This window comes from Nocardia sp. NPDC055321 (genome assembly GCF_053645575.1).
The window spans coordinates 48,038-69,261 of the sequence record NZ_JBSHMS010000012.1 but is presented as its reverse complement, the minus strand read 5'-3'; the positions used below and the strand labels follow the sequence as shown (position 1 = coordinate 69,261).

Below are 21,224 nucleotides of genomic sequence, written 5' to 3'. Positions count from 1 at the left end.
GCCCAACGCGTCGGGGTGGCGAGGTTGGGACGTCACCCCGCGCGATGTGCCTCGACCTGCCGCACAACGGCCCCGTCGCCGCGGTCGGATTCGAGCCCGAACCCGTCGGGCTCATCGCACCGAAAAGGCCGTGTGCCGCAACCCGAGCCGGTTGCGGCACACGGCCTTTGCACGCTTTACGCGCTATTCGACCAGCCGCCGGACCACGGCCGGCAGGTCGCGGTTGCGCCGGTACGGTCCCGCCACCGCCGCGCCGAAGGGCCGCGACAGCAGCGTGGCGGCGATCCGCGACACCTCGTCGGTGGTCACCTCGTCGATACGCGCGAGGGTCTCCGAGACGCTGCGGTGATTGCCGTAGCTGAGTTCGCTGCGCCCGATGCGGTTCATGCGCGAGCCCGAATCCTCCAGGCCCAGCACCAGCCCGCCGCGCAGGGAACCCTTGGCGCGGGCACATTCGGCATCGGTGATGCCGTTCACGGCAACATCTTTCAGCACATCGCGCGCGAGTTTGGCCACCTGGCCGAGGTTTTCGGGCTGGCAGCCCAGGTACACCGAGAACGCGCCGGTATCGGCGAAGGTGTCGACGCTGGAGTACACCGAGTACGCCAGGCCGCGCTCCTCCCGAATACGCTGGAACAGCCGCGAACTCAGCCCGCCGCCGAGCACGGTGTTGAGCACCGAGAGCGGCCAGCGCTTGTGGCCCTCGTGCCTGCCGAACGCGCGGGTGCCGAACACCAGGTGCGCCTGCTCGCTGTCGCGGTACATGCGGATCAGCTCCGGATCGGCGCGCGGGCGGAACTTGCCCTCGCGCCGCGGCGCGGGCTCGCGCACCGGATCGAGCCGGGCGGCGAAGGCGCGGTGCACCAGCTCCACCGTGTGCTCGTGTTCGATGTTGCCCGCCACCGCGACCACCATGCGGTCCGGGCGGTACCGGCGCTGATGGAACGAGCGCAGCTGGGCCGCGCCCATCGTCTCGATGGACTCCACGCTGCCGATGACCGGGCGGCCGATCGGATGATCGCCGAACAGCGCGCTCAGGAAGGCGTCGCCGACCATGTCCTCGGGGTCGTCGTCGCGCATGGAGATCTCCTCCAGCACGACCTGGCGCTCGACCGCGACGTCCTCGGCCCGGCACAGGCCGTTGAGCACCACGTCGGTCACCAGATCGATGGCCATCGACAGATCCTCGTCGATGACGTGCGCGTAGTAGCAGGTCTGTTCCTTGGCGGTGAAGGCGTTGAGCTCACCGCCGACCGCGTCCATGGACTGCGCGATATCGAGCGCCGACCGGGTGGGCGTGGCCTTGAACAGCAGGTGTTCGAGGAAGTGCGCGGCGCCCGCGACCGAGGAACCCTCGTCCCGGGAACCGACCCCGACCCACACCCCGATGGAGGCCGAGCGGACCCCGGGCACGTGCTCGGTGACCACCCGAAGCCCGCCGGGCAGCACGGTTTTCCGCACGCCGGTATCGGCGAACGGCGCCTCGGCGGCGGAGCGGACCAACGCAGAACTCTTACCCGACAGTGGAGTGTCCTTCTTCCGAACCATGCTTCCCAACCCGCATGAGCGATGACCGATATTTTCGCGAATCCGCGAAAGCTCGTGGCCCCCTGCTCCGTTTCCGGAGCAGGGGGCCACAGAACCTTACGTCAGAGAACCGACAATCACTCGGCCGCGACTTCGGCGGCGACAGCGGTGTCCGCGGTGTCCGCGTCCTCGTCGACCGGAACCAGCGAGATCTTGCCGCGGTTGTCGATGTCGGCGATCTCGACGCGGATCTTGTCGCCGACGTTCACCACGTCCTCGACCTTCGCGACCCGCTTGCCGTTGCCCAGCTTCGAGATGTGGACCAGGCCGTCGCGGCCCGGCAGCAGCGAGACGAACGCGCCGAAGGCGGTGGTCTTGACGACCGTGCCCAGGAAGCGCTCGCCGACCTTCGGCAGCTGCGGGTTCGCGATGGCGTTGATCAGATCGATCGCCGCCTGCGCCGCGGGGCCGTTGGTCGCACCGACGTAGACGGTGCCGTCATCCTCGATCGAGATGTTGGCGCCGGTTTCCTCGGTGATCTGGTTGATGACCTTGCCCTTGGGCCCGATGACCTCACCGATCTTGTCGACCGGGATCTTGATCGCGGTGACGCGGGGAGCGTAGGGGCTCATGTCGTCCGGGGTGTTGATGGCCTCGGCCATGACATCCAGGATGGTCAGACGGGCGTCCTTGGCCTGGTTCAGCGCACCGGCCAGCACCTGCGACGGGATGCCGTCGAGCTTGGTGTCCAGCTGCAGCGCGGTCACGAACTCCGGGGTGCCGGCGACCTTGAAGTCCATGTCGCCGAAGGCATCCTCGGCGCCCAGGATGTCGGTCAGCGCGACGTAGCGGACCTCGTCCTCGCCCTTGTCGTTCTTGATGGTGTCCGACACCAGGCCCATGGCGATACCGGCGACGGGGGCCTTGAGCGGCACACCGGCGTTCAGCAGCGACAGGGTCGAGGCGCAGACCGAGCCCATCGAGGTGGAACCGTTGGAGGACAACGCTTCCGACACCTGACGGATGGCGTACGGGAACTCCTCCTGCGACGGCAGCACCGGCATCAGGGCGCGCTCGGCGAGGGCGCCGTGGCCGATCTCGCGACGCTTGGGCGAGCCCACGCGGCCGGTCTCACCGGTGGAGTACGGCGGGAAGTTGTAGTGGTGCATGTAGCGCTTGGAGGTCTCGGGCCCGAGGGAGTCGACCTGCTGCGCCATCTTGACCATGTCCAGGGTGGTGACGCCCAGGATCTGGGTCTCGCCACGCTCGAACAGCGCCGAACCGTGGGCGCGCGGCACGACCGCGACCTCGGCGGACAGGGCGCGGATGTCGGCCAGACCGCGGCCGTCGATGCGGAAGCCGTCGGTCAGGATGCGCTGGCGCACGAGCTTCTTGGTGACCGAGCGGAAGGCCGCGCCGATCTCCTTCTCGCGACCCTCGAAGGTCTCGGCCAGGCTGGAGAGCACATCGAGCTTGATCTCGTCGATGCGATCCTCGCGCTCGTGCTTGCCCGCGATGGACAGCGCCTCGTTCAGCTCCGACTTGGCGGTGCCGAGCACGGCCTCGAACACGTCGGACTGGTACGGCAGGAAGACCGGGTACTCGGCGGTCTCCTTGGCGGCGAGCGCGGCCAGGTCGGACTGCGCCTTGCACAGGCGGGCGATGAACGGCTTGGCGGCCTCGAGGCCCTGCGCCACAACGGTTTCCGTCGGCGCGGTGGCGCCGTCGGCGACCAGGGCGAGCACCTTGTCGGTGGCCTCGGCCTCGACCATCATGATCGCGACGTCACCCTCGACGACGCGGCCGGCGACGACCATGTCGAACACGGCGCCCTCGAGCTGCTCGACGGTCGGGAACGCGACCCACTGGTCACCGATCAGGGCGACGCGCACACCGGCGACGGGGCCGGAGAACGGCAGGCCCGCGAGCTGGGTCGAGGCGGAGGCGGCGTTGATGGCCACGACGTCGTACAGGTCCTTGGGATCCAGGGACATGACGGTCACGACGACCTGGATCTCGTTGCGCAGGCCGTCGACGAAGGACGGGCGCAGCGGCCGGTCGATCAGGCGGCAGGTCAGGATCGCGTCGGTGGAGGGACGGCCCTCGCGACGGAAGAACGAGCCGGGGATGCGGCCCGCGGCGTACATGCGCTCCTCGACGTCCACCGTCAGCGGGAAGAAGTCGAACTGGTCCTTGGGGTGCTTACCGGCGGTGGTCGCCGACAGCAGCATGGTCTCGTCGTCCAGGTAGGCGACGACGGAGCCGGCGGCCTGCTTGGCCAGGCGGCCGGTCTCGAAACGGATGGTGCGAGTGCCGTAGCTGCCGTTGTCGATCAGGGCGACGGACTCGAATACGCCGGGCTCGACCTCGGCGGCGGAACTGGTCACTGTTTCGGTCATTCTCTTCTCTCAACCTCTCGTCTTCGCCGAGTTCGAGCGCCCGTGCCGTGCACAGGGGCGATCCCGGCTGTTGTGTCCCCTTGACAGGGGGTGAGCAGTACCCGGCTCGGGCGCGCGGCGGCCCTCCTGGCCACCGGGCGCACACCCGGCCGTCTCCCCCCGGCTGTTCCGGGGCTGGAAACGGCGACGCAGAGGCGGTCATCGATCGAAGCTCTCCGGCGGCGCGTTCGTTCATCCTCTTGCTTGCGCGCCGAAAAGCCACTACCGAAGACCGACGCCACGCGACGGGTGCATACGGCTCTGTTGGCGTGCATCGGGCAGCGTTCACCAGATGCACGAAAGGCCAACGAGGAGATTCTATGCCTCCCCGCTGGCCGGTTCGTCAACTACCCGAGGTAGTCATGGGCTCGTCCCCGCCCAGGCGGGGAAAACTGCCCGTCGTGTCGCACACGTGCGACACGGGTGTCACGAAGATCAGCGACGTGGTGTCGCGACGATCAACGACGCAGGCCGAGACGCTCGATGAGCGAACGGTAGCGGTTGATGTCCTTGGCCTGCAGGTACTTCGAGAGGCGACGACGACGACCGATCAGCGCGAGCAGACCGTGCCGGGTGTGGTGGTCGTGCTTGTGCTTCTTGAGGTGCTCGGTCAGGTCGGCGATCCGCTTGGACAGCAGCGCGATCTGCGCCTCCGGGGAACCGGTGTCGGTCGGGTGCAGACCGTACTCGGCCAGGATGGTCTTCTTCTGCTCGGTGGTCAACGCCACTGATTCACTCCTGATTTCTCAGTCCGCGCTCGAAGGACCGGGACGAACCCGGGCGGGCGCCGCCGCGGACCGCAGCAAACCCGACGAGCCAGGGTACCGGACCGCTGACCTGGACCGGAAATCGGGTCCGGGCGCGAGCTACCGCTCGGCGGCCTGGTTCCGCGCGACGCCGTTCTCGGCCGCGTCCGCGGTGAGCACCTTGCGGGCCTCGTCCACGTCGGCGCCGATGGCCTCGACGAGTTCCTCGATGGACTCGAACCGGCGCATGCCGCGCAACTGCTCGACGAAGTCGACCGCGACGTGCTTGCCGTACAGATCGCCCTCGAAATCGAGGATGTGCGGCTCGACCGTGCGGTTTCGGCCGCTCTCGAAGGTCGGGTTGGTGCCGACCGAGATGGCCGCCGGGCGGCGGACCGCGCCGGGCTCGTCCAGCACGGTGAACCAGCCGGCGTAGACGCCGTCGGCCGGGATCGCGCTGTGCGGGACCGGGTTCACGTTGGCGGTCGGGAAACCGAGCCCGCGCCCGCGCCCGTCGCCGTGCACGACCTCGCCCTCGACCCGGTGCGGGCGGCCCAGCGCCTCGGCGGCCGCGGCCACGTCACCGGCGAGCAGGCAGGAACGGATATAGGTGGAGGAGAAGGTGACCGCGTGCTCGCCGAGCAGCTGCACCGCGTCCACGTCGAAGCCGTAGCGACCGCCCAGCTCGCGCATGGTCTCGACGGTGCCCGCGGCCTGCTTGCCGAAGGTGAAGTTGTCCCCGACCACGACCTCGGAGACATGGAGCTTGTTCACGAGAAGTTCTTCGACGTACTGCTCGGGGGTGAGCTTCATGAACTCGCGGGTGAACGGCATGACCACGAAGACGTCGATGCCCAGTTCCCGGGCCAGCTCCGCGCGGCGCGGCAGCGTCGAGAGCTGCGCCGGATGCGAGCCCGGCCGGATCACCTCGAGCGGGTGCGGATCGAATGTCATGAGCACCGACGGAACACCCCGGACCGCAGCGGATTTCACCGCACGGCTGATGAGCTGGGCGTGACCGCGGTGCACGCCGTCGAACACCCCGATCGTGAGCACGCATCGGCCCCACTCCGCGGGCATCTCATCGAGACTTCGCCATCTCTGCACACCGGAAGCCTACGCAAAGCGCGTCACAGACAGTATTCTCGCCTCGGTCGAATACCCGGACGGCCCGGAAGTTCACGTGGACGCCACGCCCGTCACCGCCCGTTCACACGCGCCTCGCAGCTGATCTACCAGCGGGCGCGCCAATGTGTGAAACCGGACCAGGTATGCCTAAGCTCGAGTACGTGCCCGGAAAACGAGACATCGCCACGCGCCGCGAGCTGGCCGATCCGTCCGCGCCTTCCGAAGCCGCGATCACCGCCGCCACCGCGAACAGCGTCGCCCCCGTGTTGTCCTCGGTCGCCCAGGATTACCTGAAGGTGATCTGGACCGCGCAGGAGTGGTCGCCGCAGGAGAAGGTCACCACCAAACTGCTGGCCGAGCGCATCGGCGTGTCGGCCTCGACGGTCTCCGAGGCCGTCCGCAAACTCGCCGACCAGGGTCTGGTCGAGCACGCGCGCTACGGCGCGATCACCCTCACCGAGGACGGCAGCAAGGCCGCGGTCGCCATGGTGCGCCGGCATCGGCTCATCGAGACCTTCCTGGTCAACGAACTCGGGTACGGCTGGGACGAGGTGCACGACGAGGCCGAGGTGCTCGAGCACGCGGTGTCGGAGACCCTGATGGCGCGCATCGACGCCAAACTCGGCTACCCCGACCGGGATCCGCACGGCGACCCGATTCCCTCGGTGGACGGCGCGGTGCCGACCCCGCCCGCGCGCCAGCTCAGCGACTTCCGCGACGGGGAATCCGGCCGGGTGGCGCGGATCTCCGATTCCGATCCGGCCATGCTGCGGTACTTCGACTCGCTCGGGATCGCCCTGGACACCCCGATCGCGGTGGTGGAGCGGCGCGATTTCGCGGGAACGATCGCGGTGCGGGTGGATCAGGAGCGCACGATCGACCTCGGCAGCATCGCGGCCGAGGCGATCTGGCTCACCAGCGAGAACTGAGTCCCCCGCGCGTTGCTCACGCGGCGGGATATTCGCCGGTACCCGGGCGGCAAGCACCTGCACCCGCGCGCCCCTTTTGATCCGGTGTCAACCGAACCGCGTTGCCCGACAATGGATCACGGGGCGGGCTGACAGCCGCCGGTGAGCGCTTCCGCGAGCGCGTGCAGGACCGAGTTGCGTGCGGCGGGACGCCAGGCGGCGATGTAGGTGATGGTCAGCGGGCGGGGGCGCAGCGGTCGCCAGGCCAGGCCCGGGGTCGCCGCGGCCGCGCGGGCCGAGCCGAGCCCGATCGCCGCGGGGCGCAGCGGCAGCAGGGCGAGCAGTTGCGCCTGACCGACCGCCAGCGCGCTGAGCATCACGGCCGCGCCGAGGTCGCGCAACTGGGCGAGCAGGCTGTCGTGCAACTCGGGGGCGGTGTTTCGGGGGAACATGATCAGTTCACGGTCGCGCAGCTGGGCGGGCTCGATGTGCGCACCGGCGGCCAGGGGGTGTTCGCGCGACATGATGATGCCGAGCTCCTCGGCCGCCAGCGGCGTGGACACCAGGTGATCGGGCAGGCGGACCGGCAGGCGCAACACCGCCACGTCCACGTCCTCGCGGTCGAGCAGGCGTAGCTGATCGGTGGCCGGTCCCCCGGTGAGCCGAACGCGCGCACCGGGTTCGCGGGTTTCGAGCAGCGTCTCGATGCGCGTGGCCAGCCAGCGCGGGGCCCCGTTCACCAGTCCGAGGCGCAGCAGGGCGCGTTCGGGATCGGCGACCGCCCGGGTCTCGCGCATCGCGGCCTCCGCGGCCTCGAGCACGCCCCGGGCGGCCTTCAGCAGCACCTCACCGGCGGCGGTGAGCTCGACCCCCTGCGAACCGCGAATCAGCAACGGCCCGCCCACATCTCGCTCCACGGCCCGAATCTGCTGACTCAGCGTGGGGGTCGAGATGAACAGGCGTTCCGCGGCACGGCGGAAGTGCAGTTCCTCGGCCACCGCAACGAAGTACCGCAACTGCCGCAATTCGACCACCCATGCACTGTAGGCGGCTCAGGTGTCGGTTCGGGGCCGAGCCGGTCAGCAGGGTGAGAAGTACTTGTGCAGCGGCGCGGGGACGCCGTCCGTCTTGGCCTTGTCCAGGCACACCTGGTGCGGGAAGACGACGTAGTTCTTCCAGCCGAAATCGGTGCCGCGGTGCACGATTCGCTGACTGTCGCCCGGCACGTTCCAGGAGATGACCGCCCAGGAGCCGTCGCAGTCGGTGACCGTCGGGGTCGCCTTGCGCAGGCCCTCCTCCACCGCCAGATCGTGCACGATGGCCTGGGACGCGCACAGCGGCTGCGGCGCGGGATCCTGGAATCGCAAGCGGCCGTTCACCACCTGCCCGGCCGTTTCCACGAACAGGGTGTGCAGCCCCTCCGGCGCGGGGTTGGTGCCCACGGGCGGATCCATGCCGAAGCGGTAGCAGCCCACCGGAACCGAGAACACGGCCTGGCCGTCGATGTCGGTCACCGCGTCCCAGCGCTGGCTCTCCGGGGTGCCCTCGGGCAGATCGTGGGTGGCCGGATCGCAGGGCCGGTAGAGCCGCAGGTGCACCGGCACATAGGGAATCGCGGTGCCGCCCAGGGTGGCGGTGCGGATCGCGACCGCGCCGTTGGCCGGGGTGGTCGGCTGGCCGCCCGGCGGAGCAGTGGTCTTGGAGACCGAGGTGAGCGACCAGGTGTTCGGCGCGCCGGGCGCCCCCGGCGTGGTCGGCGCGCCGGAGCCGGACGAGGTCACCGGCGCCGTCTCGGTGACGCTCACCGTCGAGGTCGTGCCGTCACCCGACGGCGGGTCCGTGGTGCCGCAGGCCGTGGCGGCCACCACGACACCGAGAGTGAGCACTGCCTGTACAAACCTGGAAACGTACATCGCAACCGTCCTTGGAGCCGCCCCCGATGCCGGTCCGTCGCCGGTCCGGGGACCCGGAATTACCTCGGCAATACCCCTTTCCGACAGCGACACTCGCCCGAACATGGTCATCGACATGATGAACGGGCACGCTCGCGCGTGTATCGCGATCGCGGGGAATCGGCCCGCCACGCCGAACGGCGGGCCGATGGGGCGGCGTCGTCGAACGCGCCCCCGCGTCGCGCCGGAAGCCCTTGCGGGGGCAGGCCGGCGCGGACTCCCGGTGGGTCAGCAGGCCGAGAAGTACTGCCGCATGGTCTCGGCGGGCGCTCCGGCCGCGGCGGCCTCGCTCCAGCAGGTGTCGTGCGGGAAGATCACGTAGTCGGCCCACTTGCCGTTGTCGCGGTGGACGATGCGAGCGCTGTCGCCGGGGGAATCCCAGCTGATGAACGCCCACGTGCCGTCGCAGTCCTTGACCGTGGCGGTGGCATCGCGTTGCCAGTCACCGATCGTCAGGTCCTTGACGACGTTCTGTACCGCGCAGGCCGACTGCGCGGAATCGGGCGGGGTGCTCACCACGACCGGGCCACCGCCGGTATCCGGCTCGCAGGCCGCGGCAGCGAGAACGACACCGATCGCGAACGCCGACTGCATAATTCGCTTGCCATAGCTGTTCATACCGAGTTATCTGTATGGCGCGCGCTCTGCGCAACGAGGGCGATGCCCCCAATTCCAGTGGCTCGGAGATCATTGCGCCGAACGGCGGTCTTCGAGTATGGCCAGCCGGATGTACAGCGGCGGCAGCAGCACCTCCAGGGCGGTCAGGGCCAGGATGAACGGGTGCGGCCAGCCGTACACCGCCACGGACAGGAAGCGGCCGAGCGCTCCCAGCAGGAAGATGCCGGCGAGCCAGCGCACCGCCCGGGTATCGATGACGGGGCCGCGCACCGCCCATATCCAGGCCAGTCCGTAGCCGACGAAGACCGCGCCGAAGAAGCGGCTCTGACTGTCCGGCGTCGCGGCCGCCGGGCCCATGTCCGGCACGGCCGCCTCCCCGATCGCCAGGTGCGCCAGACCGATTGCGACGCAGGCGTATCCGACGATCAGGCTCATCCACTTCAGGGTCGCGTGCGGCCACGCGGGGGCGGTGTTCGTGACGGTGTCGGCCGTTGCGTTCATGCGAACCTCCGGGGCTTGGGTGGACGCCACGTGGTTAGTAGACGTGCGTCTACTAACCGAGGCTACGACGCTAGTAGACACGCGTCAACTAAGCTGGCGCGATGACCCGCCGCCGCCTGCCGCCCGAGGAACGCCGCCGCCTGCTCGTGGACGCCGCCGCGGGACTGTTCGCCGAGCGCGACTATCCGACGGTGCTCATGGAGGACGTGGCGGCCGCGGCCGGGGTGTCACGGGCACTGCTGTACCGCCACTTCCCCAGCAAGCCCGACCTTTTCGCGGCCGTGTACCGGCAGGCCACCGCACAGCTGCTCGTGGACACCACTCTCGATCCGGCGCTGCCGTTCACCGAGCAGCTCGCCGCCGGCCTCGATGTGCACTTCGACTACTTCGAGGCCAACGCCCGCACGGTGATCGTGGCGAACCGCCTGCTGGCCGCCGACCCGACGATTCAGTCGATCATCACCGGCGAACTGAGCGAGCTGCGCGAACGCCTGCTGGACGTGCTGGGCGTGGAAGGCCCCGCCCGCCAACTGACTTCGACGGTCCTGATGAGCTGGCTGACCTTCGTGCGGGTCCTGACGGTGGAGTGGCTCGAGACCCCGGCGTGCCCCCGGCCGGTGCTACGTGACATCTGCGTGGGCGCGCTGCTCGGGGCGCTCGAACCGCTGCGCGCGGATGCCACAGACAGCTCGCCCTGACATCGAAGGCCCCGGCGCCCCACGGAACCGCTTCCCGGGAAGGCTCCGTCGCATCGCGTCGCGCGGCACCGCCGGAGTAGACGGCACCCCGGCTCGGGCAGGCGGAGACGGGGCCTCGACCGGGGTCGGGCGCGCGGTGTAATCCACTGCCGCACAGCATGACAGGGAATTTCCCGGGGACGGCGCGCGGTCACATGGCCGTCGGGCAAGCGGTCCTGGAGCACGCGGCGGCGAGCCGCCTCGGAGACGATGGGCGACCCGCCCCGTCGCGTTGCGCCGGGCTCAGAGGTTGGCCGGGCGGACGACCATGACGGACGACGCGCGCTTGCCGCTCTCCTGGAGGAGGGCTATCGCGTTGCCCTGCGCGTCGACGGCGGCGTAGACGCCGGGGATGCCGACCGGGTCCAGCCAGCGGCCGTTGCGGAGGTCGTCGGCCTGCTTGTCCTCGACCTCGCGCAGGGGGAAGGCGGCGCGGACCGCGGCGTCGATGTCCAGGCTCAGGAGAGGTTGCCCGGCCTCGGCTGCAGCTTCCAGGGCGGTCAGGGTGCGGGCGTGTTCGAGGGTGAAGGGGCCCACGCGGGTGCGGCGCAGGGCCGTGAGATGGCCGCCCACGCCGAGCTTTTCACCGAGATCGCGGGCCAGGGCGCGGATGTACGTGCCGGAGGTGCACTCCACCTCCACGTCCAGGTCGACGAATTGTTCTGTGCCGGTGTCGATGTCGCGGCGTTCGAGGATGTCGAAGCGGCTCACGGTGACCGGGCGGGCCGCGAGCTGCACGTCCTCGCCGGCGCGAGCGCGGGCGTAGGCGCGCTCGCCGTTGACCTTGATGGCGCTGACGGTGGCGGGGACCTGCTGGATGTCGCCGGTCAATTCCGCTACGCGCGCGGCGATGTCGGCATCGGTCAGGTGCGCGGCCGATGTCGTGTCGGTGACCTCGCCCTCGGCGTCGTCGGTGATCGTCGACTGCCCGAGGCGGATCGTGGCGGTGTACGCCTTGGTGGTCAGGATGAGCTGGCCCAGGATCTTGGTGGCCCGTTCCACGCCGAGCACCAGGACGCCGGTGGCCATCGGGTCCAGGGTGCCCGCGTGGCCGACCTTCTTGGTGCGCAACAGCCTTCGGCTCTTGGCGACCACGTCGTGGCTCGTCCAGCCACCGTCCTTGTCCACGATCAGCAGTCCGCCCAGCGCGTCGACGAGCGGGGGCTTGCGCTCGCCCATCAGGCCTCCACGATCGCGGTGAGGATGAGACCGTCCGAGATCGCCCAGCGGCCGTCGAACGTCTGCAGGGCCGCGCCGCCGTCGGTGGTGTGCCCGGGGATGAGCAGTTCGGTGTGGAACGTGCCCGCGCCGCCGTCGGCGTTCTCGTTGTCGACGACGAAGGTGATGTGCGCGTCCTCGAAGCCGAGCCAGCGGCCGGTGAGCGGCCGCCACGCCTTGTAGGTGGCTTCCTTGGCGCAGAACAGCAGTCGATCCAGATGCAGGTCGGTGGCCTGCAGCGCCGCCCGCAGCCAGGCGCGTTCGGCGGGCAGGCTCACCGAATCCAGCACGCCGTCCGGGAGCGCGGCGTGCGGCTCGGCGTCGATGCCGATGGACCGGAAGCGCAGGCTGTGGCCCAGGGCGGCGGCCTTGTAGCCGTCGGTGTGGGTGAGGCTGCCGACGACGCCGCGCGGCCACAGCGGTCCGCCGTCCTCGCCCTTGCCGATGGCCACGGCGGGCTCACCGAGCTGGGTCAGCGCCTGGCGGGCGCAGTGCCGGGCGCCGATGAAATCGCGCCGGCGCTTCTCCACCGCCTTGGCGATGAGGTGCTCTTCGCTCGGGTGCGGCTTCAGATCCTCCGGATACACCACCAGCTCGGCGGACGCGACGCCCGAGGGCAGGATCCTGCCGAGAATGCGCGCCGATTCCGCCGCGACTGCCCGCTCTTCGATGACCGCCTCCTGATCGCACCGCTACTTGCCCGGACGAGCCTACCGGCCCGGCCGGGACCGCCGCGCACCCCCGAACCGGGGCCTTGCCCGCCAAGATGCGCGAGCCCGTTCGGCGGTTGGACGCGACCGTGCTCAGTGATGAATGGGACCGTCCAGCGCGCCCAGCGGGCGGCCGGTCGCCCCGCCCGCCTCGGCGATGATCTGCGCGACGATGGAGACCGCGGTCTCGTCCGGGGTGGTGGCGTTGAGGTCCAGGCCGACCGGACTTCGCAAGCGCGCCAGGCGATCCGGGGTGACGCCCGCGGCGATCAGGCGCGCCGTACGGTCGGCGTGCGTGCGCCGCGAGCCCAGCGCGCCGACGAAGGCCAGGTCCGGCAGGCTCAGCGCCTCGGCCAGCAGCGGCACATCGAACTTGGCGTCGTGGGTGAGCACCAGCACCACGGTGCGGGCGTCGACCCGCCCGCCCGCGTGCTCGGCCCGCAGATACCGATGCGGCCAGTCCACGACGACCTCGGCCGCCGCCGGGAATCGCGCTGCGGTGGCGAAGGTTTCGCGCGCGTCGACCACCGTGACCCGGTACCCGAGCTGGCTCCCGAGCCTGCTCAACGCCCGCACGAAGTCGTTGGCCCCGGCCAGGATCATGCGCGCGGGCGGCCCGAAACTCTGCACGAACGCCCGCGACGGCAGGTCACCGACCTCGCACTCGTCCGACCCGATGGTCCCGGTGCGCCCGGCCCGCGCCATCTTGATCGCGTCGCGCGGTACGGCTGCCGGCATGGACCGGGGTCCGGGCGGTTCAGGTGCGCCGTCGGACTCGGGCAGATCTGACAGCAGGCGCCATTCCGGTTCGCCCGCAAGCGAAGTCAGCACCGCTACCGGGCGGCACGCCTCGATCTCCCGGGCCAGCGCCTCGAGCAGCGCGAGCCGATGCTCGTCGACCCGCTCGAGGAAGACCTCCATCTCCCCGCCGCAGGTCAGCCCGATCGCCATCCCGTCCGGGTCGGCGATCCCGAACCGCTCGAGCACCGCCACCCCGTCGCGCAGGACCATGGCGGCCGACTCGACGACCGCGGCCTCCACGCACCCGCCCGACAGCGACCCGATGACCTCCCCGTCCCCGGTGACGACCATGCTCGCCCCCACCGCCCGCGGCCCGGCCCCGGTCACCCCGACGACCCGCGCGAGGACCACCGGCCCACCCCGGACCCGGTCGATCAGTTCCTCGAGCACATCCCGCATTTCCCCATCATCACCGCTGATGAGGGCCCGTGCACGGCCCCGCACCGGATGGCAACACCACCGCAACACCACCGAATCGTGCGGCATCGGTGATCGCCGACCCGGGCCGCGATCACGCCCGGCGGCGGCCGGCACTCGATCGCACAGCAGGGCCGCGAAACCGGCTGCGCGGCAGCCCCTTGCCCACTGCGGCCGGGTCCGACCAGCCCGCTGATCAAGAGTCAGCCGCTCTGCCAATCCCGATCGCTCCGGCCCTGCCGGCCACACCGCGCGTGCTCTGTGTACAGGTGCGCGCGTGGGTCCGCGTTCACGCGGGGCGTCCGGCACGGTTGGCGGCGGCACGCGCGCGGACCGTCACGCGGCCCCGGACGTGGTCGGATCGAGTCCTCCTTGCCTGCCGCGTGCCGCCGGCGCGAAGGCGACGCGGACATCGGGCAGCCGACCGGCACGGCGATCGGACGTCAGAGCCCGCGGCGGCGCTGGGCCTGTTCGCGCATCTTGGCGGCGGCCTCGGCCATCTCGGGGGTGATCTTGAAGTGGCCACCCCACTCGTTGAGGGTGTCGCCGTAGTCGGGGACGGGCAGGATCTGGCGCAGGAGCTGCTCGGGGAGGCCGCGGCGCTGCCACTCGCGGGGGTAGCCGAGGGAGACCTCTTCGTGGCGGACGCCGTCGTAGTAGGTGGTGCGCGGGATGTGCAGGTGACCGTAGATCGAGCAGACCACGTTGTAGCTGGTGTGCCAGTCGGCGGTGAGGTCGGTGCCGCACCACAGGGCGAACTCCGGGTACCAGAGCATGTCGGTGGGTTCGCGCAGCAGCGGGAAGTGGTTGATCAGGACCACCGGGGTGTCGGCGGGCAGCGCGTCCAGGCGGCGCTTGGTGTACTGCACCCGCGCGTGACACCAGGCGTCGCGGGTCAGGTACGGCTCGGGCGAGAGCAGGAACTCGTCGGTCGCCACCACGTTGCGCTCGCGCGCCAGCGCCAGGCCGGCGGCCTTGGTGACGGTGCCCTCCGGCAGCCACGAGTAGTCGTAGAGCAGGAACATCGGCACCAGCGTGACCGCGCCGCCGAACTCCTCCGCGCCCGCGCCGGTCCACACCGGGAACGGGTCCTCGGGGGTCAGCACGTCCACGTCACGGCAGATCGAGACCAGGTAGTCGTATCGCCCGGCGCCGTGCATCTGCACGGGATCCTTTGCGGTGGTCCACAATTCGTGGTTACCCGGCACCCAGATGACCTTGGCGAACTGCCGGCGCAGCGTTTCCAGGGCCCACCGGAAGTCGTCGGTCTTCTCCCCCACGTCCCCCGCGAGGATCAGCCAATCCTCGGGTGAGTCCGCGCGAATACCCTCGACCACCGGCTTGTTGCCCTGATGACCGACATGGATGTCGCTCACCGCAACCAGTTTCGGAATCACCCAGCTCCGCCTTCCTGTTCACGAACGGTCCTCGCAGCAACAGCACCGATCCAGAACAGATTCCCACGCCCCCGCCGCGCACTCGCGGGCAGGGAGCATCCCGCGCGGAGATCGCCCGGATCCGGCGCGCCTCAGACGGTGATGTGGACGCGCGCGGCGGGGGCGAACCCGGCTGCCACCGTGAGGGTTCCGGTCGGCTCGCGGCGGCAGGAAGCCACGGCGACGTGGCAGGGGCGGGGGACGTCAGCGGGGAGCTTCGCGCCGCCGTCGATCTGGTAGCGGGTGTTGGTAACCTTCCACTTGCGCGCGGCGGCCGGATCGTCGGGATCGGTGGGCGGCGCATCGGCGCGGGCCACCACCATGACCTCGGTGACGCCCGCGGGCCATTCGAAGGTCAGCAGGCCCGCGTTCGCGGTCAGGCCGCGCACGGCGGGCATGCCGCTCGGGGTGTCCGAGGACGGGGACCCGGTGGGCGAACCGTGCGGACCGGCGCCGAACCCGCCCGTCCGGGCGGCGGCGGGCGACGGGCCGGGGTGCGTGGCCGTCGCCGCGGGGGACGACGCGTTCGCCGTGGCCGGCGCGGCGTCGGTGCGAGCGGAGTTCGAGGCGTGCGATCCCGTGGACGACCGGTTCGGCTCGACGGCCGGACCGTCCGAGCGGCTCATCTCCGACGCGCGCCCGGAGATCGAGGCCACCACCCCGTAGACGGGTACCGGGCCGGTGCCCGCGCCACCGTCCTCCAGCGCGGTGCCGCGCGTGCGGCCCACCACGCGCCAGGAACCGTCGGATTGCAAACGGGTGACCCGGTATTCGACCTGTTCGGTCACCGAGGGCGACCACGCGATCTCGACGGTGCCGTCGGGCTTGCGGGTCGCGGACACGCGGCCGGGGGCGTCGACCGGCAACTCGGCCAGGGCCGCGGTCGCGCCGGTGTGATCGGCGCACAGGTCCAGCACCGACAGCAGGGCGCGCACGCGGGCGGCTGCGGGCGCGGCGGGAGCCGCGGCGAACAGCCGGTCGGCCTCGGCCATCGCGTTGCGCGCCTGGGCGAGCAGCTGCTCGAGCCGGGGGCCGCGGCCGTCCGGGTTGGGCACGTCCGAGGCCGAGCGGGTCAGGTACTCGAGGTGTTCGAGGGCGTCGACGTAGCGTCTGCCACCGCAGCCGGAGGCGGCCGAGCGCCAGCGCAGGGCGGCCTCGGCCAGGATGCGGTCGACCTCCTCGGCGACGGGGCGCACCGCGGTGTTCCCGGCGCTGTCGCCGCCGACCGCGAGCTTGGCCTCGTCCACCCGCTGCGACGCCTCGTACGGGCGGCCCGCGCGCAGGGCGGCGCGGGCGGCCTTGAGCGGCTCCTCCCAGGCCCGGACGGGCGGGCCGGTGGGCGTTCTGCCGCTGGCGGGGGTGATCGGGGTGCGCGACGCCGAACCCGTGCCGCGCCCGGGGTGGGTGTAGCGCCCGGAACCGGCGCCCGTGCCGGCGGAGGATCCAGCGGAGCTCGAACCCCGGTGTCCCGGAATCGAATCCACGCCCCGCTCGCGACCCTCCACGGTCGTCCCGAGCTCGGTCGCCAGACCGATGATCACCTTCTCGGCGGCGACGCGGTCCAGCCCGGCGGTGATGGCCTCACCCACCAGGTACTCGAAATCGCCCGCCACCAAATGGTCTTCGACCAGTACCGCCGCCCGCACCTGCGGGCGCAGCGCCTCGGTCACGTCCTCGACGATCGCGGCCAGGTAGTCGTCGACGATGGCGCCGCCGGCCTCGAGCACATCGCTGATGTGCACCAGCAGTTCGTCGAGCACCACGCGAATACGCCCGGGCGGAAGTTCCCGGGTGCGGCTGCGCAACGCCTCGGCGCGCAGGCGGATCTCGCCGGTCTCGTGCGCCTTGGTGAAATCCAGGCGCAGCAGCACCAGCAGCGTCGGCACCGGATCACCCGGCAGCAGCCGCTCGTATTCGGCCAGGAGCTTGCGAATCTGTTGCCGCCGTTGGGCACTGATCTCGCTGGTGCGCGCGGCCGGGGCGGGCGCGGCGGCGTCCTCGATCCGGCGGTGCCTGCGCAGGCGCGCCTCGATCTCCTTCGGGTCCAGCCCGCCGAGTTTGCCGAGATCCTCCAGCCCGGCGATCTTGCCGACCGGAATTCCGCCGTGCCGCTGCACGAGTCGTTCGATGGCGCTGTCGAGCATCTCGTAGCGCTCGGTGTCGCGCCGGTCGCGGGTGCGCCGCACCTGCTCGGCCTCCACGCGCCGCGAGGCCGCGCTCAGCAGCGGATACGAACGCTCCTCGTGCCCGTCGACCAGCAACCCGACCAGCACCCGGTACTTGGGATGGTCGCGCTGCTTCTGCCAGAAGGCCCACACCTCGTCGAGGCGCGCGCCGACCTGCGCGTCGGTGAGCTGTTCGGCCTCCTCGAGCGGAATGTCGTACAGCTCGAAGGGATCCGAGGAGTCGATGCCGCCGCGGCGTTCCACCGCGGCCAGCACTCGCTTGCGATAGTCGTTCGGGTCGAAGGCGTGCATGGTTCGTCGTTCAGACGGCCCGGCGGCGGGTGCGCTGCAGCTGATCCAGTTCCCGTGCGACGTCGGCCTGGGACAACGTGGCCCCGGTCTGCACCGAGAGCACCAGCGGCATCTTGGCGTCCACGTGGTACGCGGTCACGTGCAGGACGCCGTCGAAACCCATCTCGAAGGTGACCCGCACTTCGCTACCCGCCTCGTACCCGGGCGGGATATCGCGAATCTTGCCCTCCACCAGGATCTTCGAATCCTCGGGGCGGGTCGAGGCGGCCTGCCCCTGCTGTTCGACGATGGTCAGCTCGATCTGGTCCTGATCGGTGCGCACGGTGCCGTACGAACGCCGCACCTTGATGGGCAGCGTCTGATTGCGATGCACCAGCCAGCTCGCGGCCAGCCCGTTGTACGGGTCCAGGGCCAGCACGCCGAACCCGCGCGAGACCACGGTGTCGACCTGGATCTCGAGCATGCGCCGCACCAGGGCCACCGGCTGCCCGAACGAGGCCGCGACCCGCGCCACGGACTGCTCCAGTTCCCGGGGATCGGCCTCGCGCAGTTCCGAGCCGTCGCGCAGGCGGCCGCGGGTCACCAGATCGGCCAGGACGAGCCGTTCCATCTCCAGCTTCTCCCCGTACAGCGCCGCGCCGCGGGCCACCGAGAGATCCGGATCGCGCAGCTCGCCGACGAGGCCGAGTTCGCGCTGCAGTTCGCGCGCCACCATGGGCATGCGCGAGGATCCGCCGACCAGCAGCAGTCTGTCGACCTTGTGGACTCCGCGCTGCCCGGCCGCGGCCAGGCACGCCCGGGTGAGATCGACGGTGCGCCGCATGAGCGAGGCCGTCATCGCCTCGAGCTCGGCACGGGTCAGGGTGATGACGGCGCGGACGCCGTCGTGCGCCACCACGACCTCGGTGCTCTCGGCGTCGGTGAGTTCCATCTTCGCGCGCTCGGCGGCCAGCACCAGCATCTGCGAACCGGCCGAATCGTCGAGCGGATCCTCGGCGTCGGGGTTGGCGGCGCAGAACTGCTGGGACAGGTGCAGGGCGATGCGCTCGTCCCAGTCGGCGCCGCCGAGCTGGTGATCGCCCTCGACCGAGAGCACCGAGATGCGGCGGTCGGACAGTTCGATGACGGTGGCGTCGAAGGTGCCGCCGCCCAGGTCGTAGACCATGACGGTCTCGCGCGGGCCGCCCTTGCCGATGTCGATGCTGCCGTCGAGGCGGCCGAAACCGTAGGACAGGGCAGCGGCGATGGGTTCGGACAGCACGCCCGCCACGTCGAATCCGGCGTAGGTGCCGGCCTGGATGGTGGCGCGCCGCTCCTCGTCGCCGAAGTAGGCGGGCACGGTGATGACCACGCGTGAGACTGTCTCGCCGCCGCCGAATTCGGCGTCGGCGGCCAGGCTCTTGAGGATCAGGGAGGACACCGCGGGCGCGGACCAGGTCTGCCCGTGTGCCACGAAACGCCAATCCGCGTCGCCCATGCGCCGTTTGACCAGCGCGCAGACGTGCTCGGGATCGAGGCGGGCCTGGCGCCGCGCGCCCTCGCCCACCACATGATCGTTCGCGGAGGCGAACAGGACCACCGAGGGAACCGTTGGCTCCCCGTTCATGCCGATCAGGACATCAGGACGGCCGTCAGCGTCGATCCGCGCGATAGCCGAATTCGTTGTGCCCAGGTCAATACCGAAGACCCCCATGGCGGCGATCGTAGCAGCCACCGCCGACACCCGGGATTAAGGTTTCGAGCATGACCGAACCCGCCGCCGTGACCGGGAATTCCGATAGCGCAAGCGAACCCACCACCGATCAGTTTCCCGTGCAGCAGCCGGCCGATATCGCACCGCCCGTAACCCCCGGGATCGAGCCCGCGGTGGCGAGCATCAACGAGCGCGTCGAGGATCTCGCGCGGGTGATCGCCCGGCAGGCCGGGACCATCGAGCGCCTGGCCGACGACGCCAAGGCGCGCGCTCAGCGGGAGCGGGCCGGGGCGGACGTGCCGCTGCTGGTGGAACTGTTCGCCCTGCACGGCGATGCCCGCACCTGCGCGGCCACCGCGCAGTCCGACACCGAGCGCGCGGCCTTCGACGCCTTCGCCGCGCGGGTGGAGCGCCTGGTCGCCGGTCGCGGCGGGCGCATCGTGGAACCGGCCCCCGGCACCGCCTTCGACGCGCTGACCATGGAGGCGATGGACGTGACCGCGGCCGTGACGGCGACCGAGGACCGGACCGTGGCCGCGGTCATCGAACCCGGGCTGGCCGTGGCCGAGCGACTGCTGCGGACCGCGAAAGTCGTTGTCCGCCGGTTCACCGAGCCCGCGGCCTGATCGGCGCGGGGCCGACATCACCCCTTGTCTATTTAAGCGAACATGCTTAATCTCGGGGAATGACAGGCTCCGCGCACGTTCGGACCATTGATGTCGGCAAGCCGATGACGCGTTTCGCACGCGGCTGGCACTGCCTGGGGTTGGCGGAGAGTTTCCGCGACGGGGAACCGCACTCCGTCAACGCCTTCGGTACCAAGCTCGTCATCTGGGCCGACAGCACCGGGAAACTCAACGCGCTCGACGGTTACTGCCGTCATATGGGAGCGGACCTCGCCTACGGCAGCGTGAAGGGCGACAACATCGCCTGCCCGTTCCACGATTGGCGCTGGCGCGGGGACGGCAAATGCGACGCGATCCCCTACGCGCGCCGGGTGCCGCCGCTGGCCCGGACCAGGTCCTGGATCACCTGCGAGGAGAACGGGCAGTTCTTCGTCTGGAACGACCCGGAGGGCAACAAGCCGCCGCCGGAGGTCGCCATCCCGCACATCGAGGGCATGGGCACCGAGCAGTGGAGCGACTGGGACTGGAACTCACTGCTCATCGAGGGCGCGCACTGCCGCGAAATCATCGACAACAACGTGGATATGGCGCACTTCTTCTATATCCACTACGCGTACCCGGTGTTCTTCAAGAATGTGTTCGAAGGACACGTGGCGACCCAGTTCCTGCATTCCAAGGGCCGCCCGGATGTGCACACGTCCTCGAATTACTCGACCGAGATGCAGTTGCTGCGTTCGGAGGCCTCGTATTTCGGGCCGTCGTACATGATCAACTATCTGCACAACGACTTCGGCGAGAACACCGTGGAGGTGGCGCTCATCAACTGCCACTATCCGGTCACCCACGATTCGTTCATGCTGCAGTGGGGTGTGAGCGTGCAGCGCATCGAGGGCCTGCCGCCGGAGAAGTCGCAGAAGCTGGCCAAGGCCTTCGGCAAGAGCTTCGGCGTCGGCTTCCTGCAGGACGTGGAGATCTGGAAACACAAGACCCGCATCGACAATCCCCTCCTGACCCAGGAGGACGGCCCGGTGTACCAGCATCGCCGCTGGTACGAACAGTTCTACGTGGACGTCGCCGACATCACCCCGGATATGACGGCGCGCTTCGAGTTCGAGGTCGACACCACGCACGCCAACGAGAACTGGCAGGCCGAGGTCGCGGCCAATCTCGCGGCCCGGGCGGCCGAGACCGACTGAACGCGTCGGCGACCCCCAGTCGCGGGGGGGGCCGACGGGGCGCGCGGGGCGATCAGATACCCACCGGCACGCTTGCGGCGGGCGCGGGGTAGGCG

General features: G+C 70.3%; 18 protein-coding genes. 4 read left to right on the top strand and 14 right to left on the bottom strand.

The window, feature by feature from the left end; all coding sequences use genetic code 11:
• Positions 1 to 183: 183 nt before the first annotated feature.
• From ACWIGI_RS20340 to ACWIGI_RS20325, 4 genes are all read right to left on the bottom strand, one after another.
• Complete coding sequence (locus tag ACWIGI_RS20340; protein ID WP_454203970.1) at positions 184 to 1,548, bottom strand: M16 family metallopeptidase; 1,365 nt, start codon at positions 1,546 to 1,548, stop codon at positions 184 to 186.
• 116 nt (positions 1,549 to 1,664) lie between these two features.
• Positions 1,665 to 3,926, bottom strand: a complete 2,262-nt coding sequence (locus tag ACWIGI_RS20335; RefSeq protein WP_454203969.1) for a polyribonucleotide nucleotidyltransferase — start codon at positions 3,924 to 3,926, stop codon at positions 1,665 to 1,667.
• 497 nt (positions 3,927 to 4,423) lie between these two features.
• Entirely contained in the window at positions 4,424 to 4,693 is a 270-nt protein-coding gene (rpsO, locus tag ACWIGI_RS20330; protein WP_454203968.1) for a 30S ribosomal protein S15, read from the bottom strand.
• Between the two features lie 138 nt (positions 4,694 to 4,831).
• Entirely contained in the window at positions 4,832 to 5,818 is a 987-nt protein-coding gene (locus ACWIGI_RS20325) for a bifunctional riboflavin kinase/FAD synthetase (protein ID WP_454203967.1), read from the bottom strand.
• 164 nt (positions 5,819 to 5,982) lie between these two features.
• Here ACWIGI_RS20325 and ACWIGI_RS20320 point away from each other — a divergent pair, with 164 nt between their 5' ends.
• Entirely contained in the window at positions 5,983 to 6,768 is a 786-nt protein-coding gene (locus ACWIGI_RS20320) for a metal-dependent transcriptional regulator (protein WP_454203966.1), read from the top strand.
• A gap of 116 nt (positions 6,769 to 6,884) precedes the next feature.
• Here the strand turns inward: ACWIGI_RS20320 and ACWIGI_RS20315 are convergent, their stop codons facing one another.
• The 4 genes from ACWIGI_RS20315 to ACWIGI_RS20300 all read right to left on the bottom strand — a co-directional run bounded on the left by ACWIGI_RS20315 (position 6,885) and on the right by ACWIGI_RS20300 (position 9,818).
• Entirely contained in the window at positions 6,885 to 7,781 is an 897-nt protein-coding gene (locus ACWIGI_RS20315; protein WP_454203965.1) for a LysR substrate-binding domain-containing protein, read from the bottom strand.
• Positions 7,782 to 7,826: 45 nt separating this feature from the next.
• The gene (locus ACWIGI_RS20310; RefSeq protein WP_454203964.1) at positions 7,827 to 8,633 is read right to left on the bottom strand and encodes a hypothetical protein; all 807 of its coding nucleotides are present in this window, start codon (positions 8,631 to 8,633) and stop codon (positions 7,827 to 7,829) included.
• A gap of 294 nt (positions 8,634 to 8,927) precedes the next feature.
• The gene (locus ACWIGI_RS20305) at positions 8,928 to 9,317 is read right to left on the bottom strand and encodes a hypothetical protein (protein WP_454203963.1); all 390 of its coding nucleotides are present in this window, start codon (positions 9,315 to 9,317) and stop codon (positions 8,928 to 8,930) included.
• Between the two features lie 69 nt (positions 9,318 to 9,386).
• Entirely contained in the window at positions 9,387 to 9,818 is a 432-nt protein-coding gene (locus ACWIGI_RS20300; protein ID WP_454203962.1) for a DUF4345 domain-containing protein, read from the bottom strand.
• 101 nt (positions 9,819 to 9,919) lie between these two features.
• Here ACWIGI_RS20300 and ACWIGI_RS20295 point away from each other — a divergent pair, with 101 nt between their 5' ends.
• On the top strand, positions 9,920 to 10,516 hold the full coding sequence (locus tag ACWIGI_RS20295) for a TetR/AcrR family transcriptional regulator (protein WP_454203961.1): 597 nt from the start codon (positions 9,920 to 9,922) through the stop codon (positions 10,514 to 10,516).
• A 282-nt stretch (positions 10,517 to 10,798) separates the two neighbouring features.
• On the opposite strand, the gene truB is transcribed toward ACWIGI_RS20295, so the two are convergent.
• The 6 genes from truB to ACWIGI_RS20265 all read right to left on the bottom strand — a co-directional run bounded on the left by truB (position 10,799) and on the right by ACWIGI_RS20265 (position 19,307).
• Complete coding sequence (truB, locus tag ACWIGI_RS20290; RefSeq protein ID WP_454203960.1) at positions 10,799 to 11,734, bottom strand: tRNA pseudouridine(55) synthase TruB; 936 nt, start codon at positions 11,732 to 11,734, stop codon at positions 10,799 to 10,801.
• On the bottom strand, positions 11,734 to 12,408 hold the full coding sequence (gene npt, locus ACWIGI_RS20285; RefSeq protein ID WP_454204158.1) for a 4'-phosphopantetheinyl transferase Npt: 675 nt from the start codon (positions 12,406 to 12,408) through the stop codon (positions 11,734 to 11,736). Before npt ends, truB begins: the two co-directional genes overlap by 1 nt.
• A 168-nt stretch (positions 12,409 to 12,576) precedes the next feature.
• Positions 12,577 to 13,683, bottom strand: coding sequence for an XdhC family protein (locus ACWIGI_RS20280; RefSeq protein ID WP_454203959.1), 1,107 nt, complete (start codon positions 13,681 to 13,683; stop codon positions 12,577 to 12,579).
• Positions 13,684 to 14,144: 461 nt separating this feature from the next.
• On the bottom strand, positions 14,145 to 15,098 hold the full coding sequence (locus tag ACWIGI_RS20275; RefSeq protein ID WP_454203958.1) for a metallophosphoesterase family protein: 954 nt from the start codon (positions 15,096 to 15,098) through the stop codon (positions 14,145 to 14,147).
• A 131-nt stretch (positions 15,099 to 15,229) separates the two neighbouring features.
• Positions 15,230 to 17,614 (bottom strand): Ig-like domain repeat protein, encoded by a 2,385-nt coding sequence (locus ACWIGI_RS20270; RefSeq protein WP_454203957.1) that lies wholly within the window; start codon positions 17,612 to 17,614, stop codon positions 15,230 to 15,232.
• Positions 17,615 to 17,624: 10 nt separating this feature from the next.
• Positions 17,625 to 19,307 carry an Hsp70 family protein gene (locus ACWIGI_RS20265; RefSeq protein ID WP_454204157.1) on the bottom strand — a complete coding sequence of 561 codons (1,683 nt, stop codon included), beginning with the start codon at positions 19,305 to 19,307 and terminating at the stop codon, positions 17,625 to 17,627.
• 50 nt (positions 19,308 to 19,357) lie between these two features.
• On the opposite strand from ACWIGI_RS20265, the gene grpE reads away from it, so the two are divergent.
• On the top strand, positions 19,358 to 19,933 hold the full coding sequence (gene grpE / locus ACWIGI_RS20260) for a nucleotide exchange factor GrpE (protein ID WP_454203956.1): 576 nt from the start codon (positions 19,358 to 19,360) through the stop codon (positions 19,931 to 19,933).
• A 59-nt stretch (positions 19,934 to 19,992) separates the two neighbouring features.
• Positions 19,993 to 21,129, top strand: a complete 1,137-nt coding sequence (locus ACWIGI_RS20255; protein ID WP_454203955.1) for a Rieske 2Fe-2S domain-containing protein — start codon at positions 19,993 to 19,995, stop codon at positions 21,127 to 21,129.
• The last annotated feature ends 95 nt before the right edge of the window (positions 21,130 to 21,224 follow it).

Bases quoted from the DNA above. Each gene is read 5' to 3' on its own strand.
- ACWIGI_RS20340 (WP_454203970.1), bottom strand. From the start codon at position 1,548: ATGGTTCGGAAGAAGGACACTCCACTGTCGGGTAAGAGTTCTGCGTTG.
- ACWIGI_RS20335 (WP_454203969.1), bottom strand. From the start codon at position 3,926: ATGACCGAAACAGTGACCAGTTCCGCCGCCGAGGTCGAGCCCGGCGTA.
- ACWIGI_RS20320 (WP_454203966.1), top strand. From the start codon at position 5,983: ATGCCTAAGCTCGAGTACGTGCCCGGAAAACGAGACATCGCCACGCGC.
- ACWIGI_RS20305 (WP_454203963.1), bottom strand. From the start codon at position 9,317: ATGAACAGCTATGGCAAGCGAATTATGCAGTCGGCGTTCGCGATCGGT.
- ACWIGI_RS20300 (WP_454203962.1), bottom strand. From the start codon at position 9,818: ATGAACGCAACGGCCGACACCGTCACGAACACCGCCCCCGCGTGGCCG.
- ACWIGI_RS20295 (WP_454203961.1), top strand. From the start codon at position 9,920: ATGACCCGCCGCCGCCTGCCGCCCGAGGAACGCCGCCGCCTGCTCGTG.
- truB (WP_454203960.1), bottom strand. From the start codon at position 11,734: ATGGGCGAGCGCAAGCCCCCGCTCGTCGACGCGCTGGGCGGACTGCTG.
- ACWIGI_RS20280 (WP_454203959.1), bottom strand. From the start codon at position 13,683: ATGCGGGATGTGCTCGAGGAACTGATCGACCGGGTCCGGGGTGGGCCG.
- ACWIGI_RS20270 (WP_454203957.1), bottom strand. From the start codon at position 17,614: ATGCACGCCTTCGACCCGAACGACTATCGCAAGCGAGTGCTGGCCGCG.
- ACWIGI_RS20265 (WP_454204157.1), bottom strand. From the start codon at position 19,307: ATGGGGGTCTTCGGTATTGACCTGGGCACAACGAATTCGGCTATCGCG.
- grpE (WP_454203956.1), top strand. From the start codon at position 19,358: ATGACCGAACCCGCCGCCGTGACCGGGAATTCCGATAGCGCAAGCGAA.
- ACWIGI_RS20255 (WP_454203955.1), top strand. From the start codon at position 19,993: ATGACAGGCTCCGCGCACGTTCGGACCATTGATGTCGGCAAGCCGATG.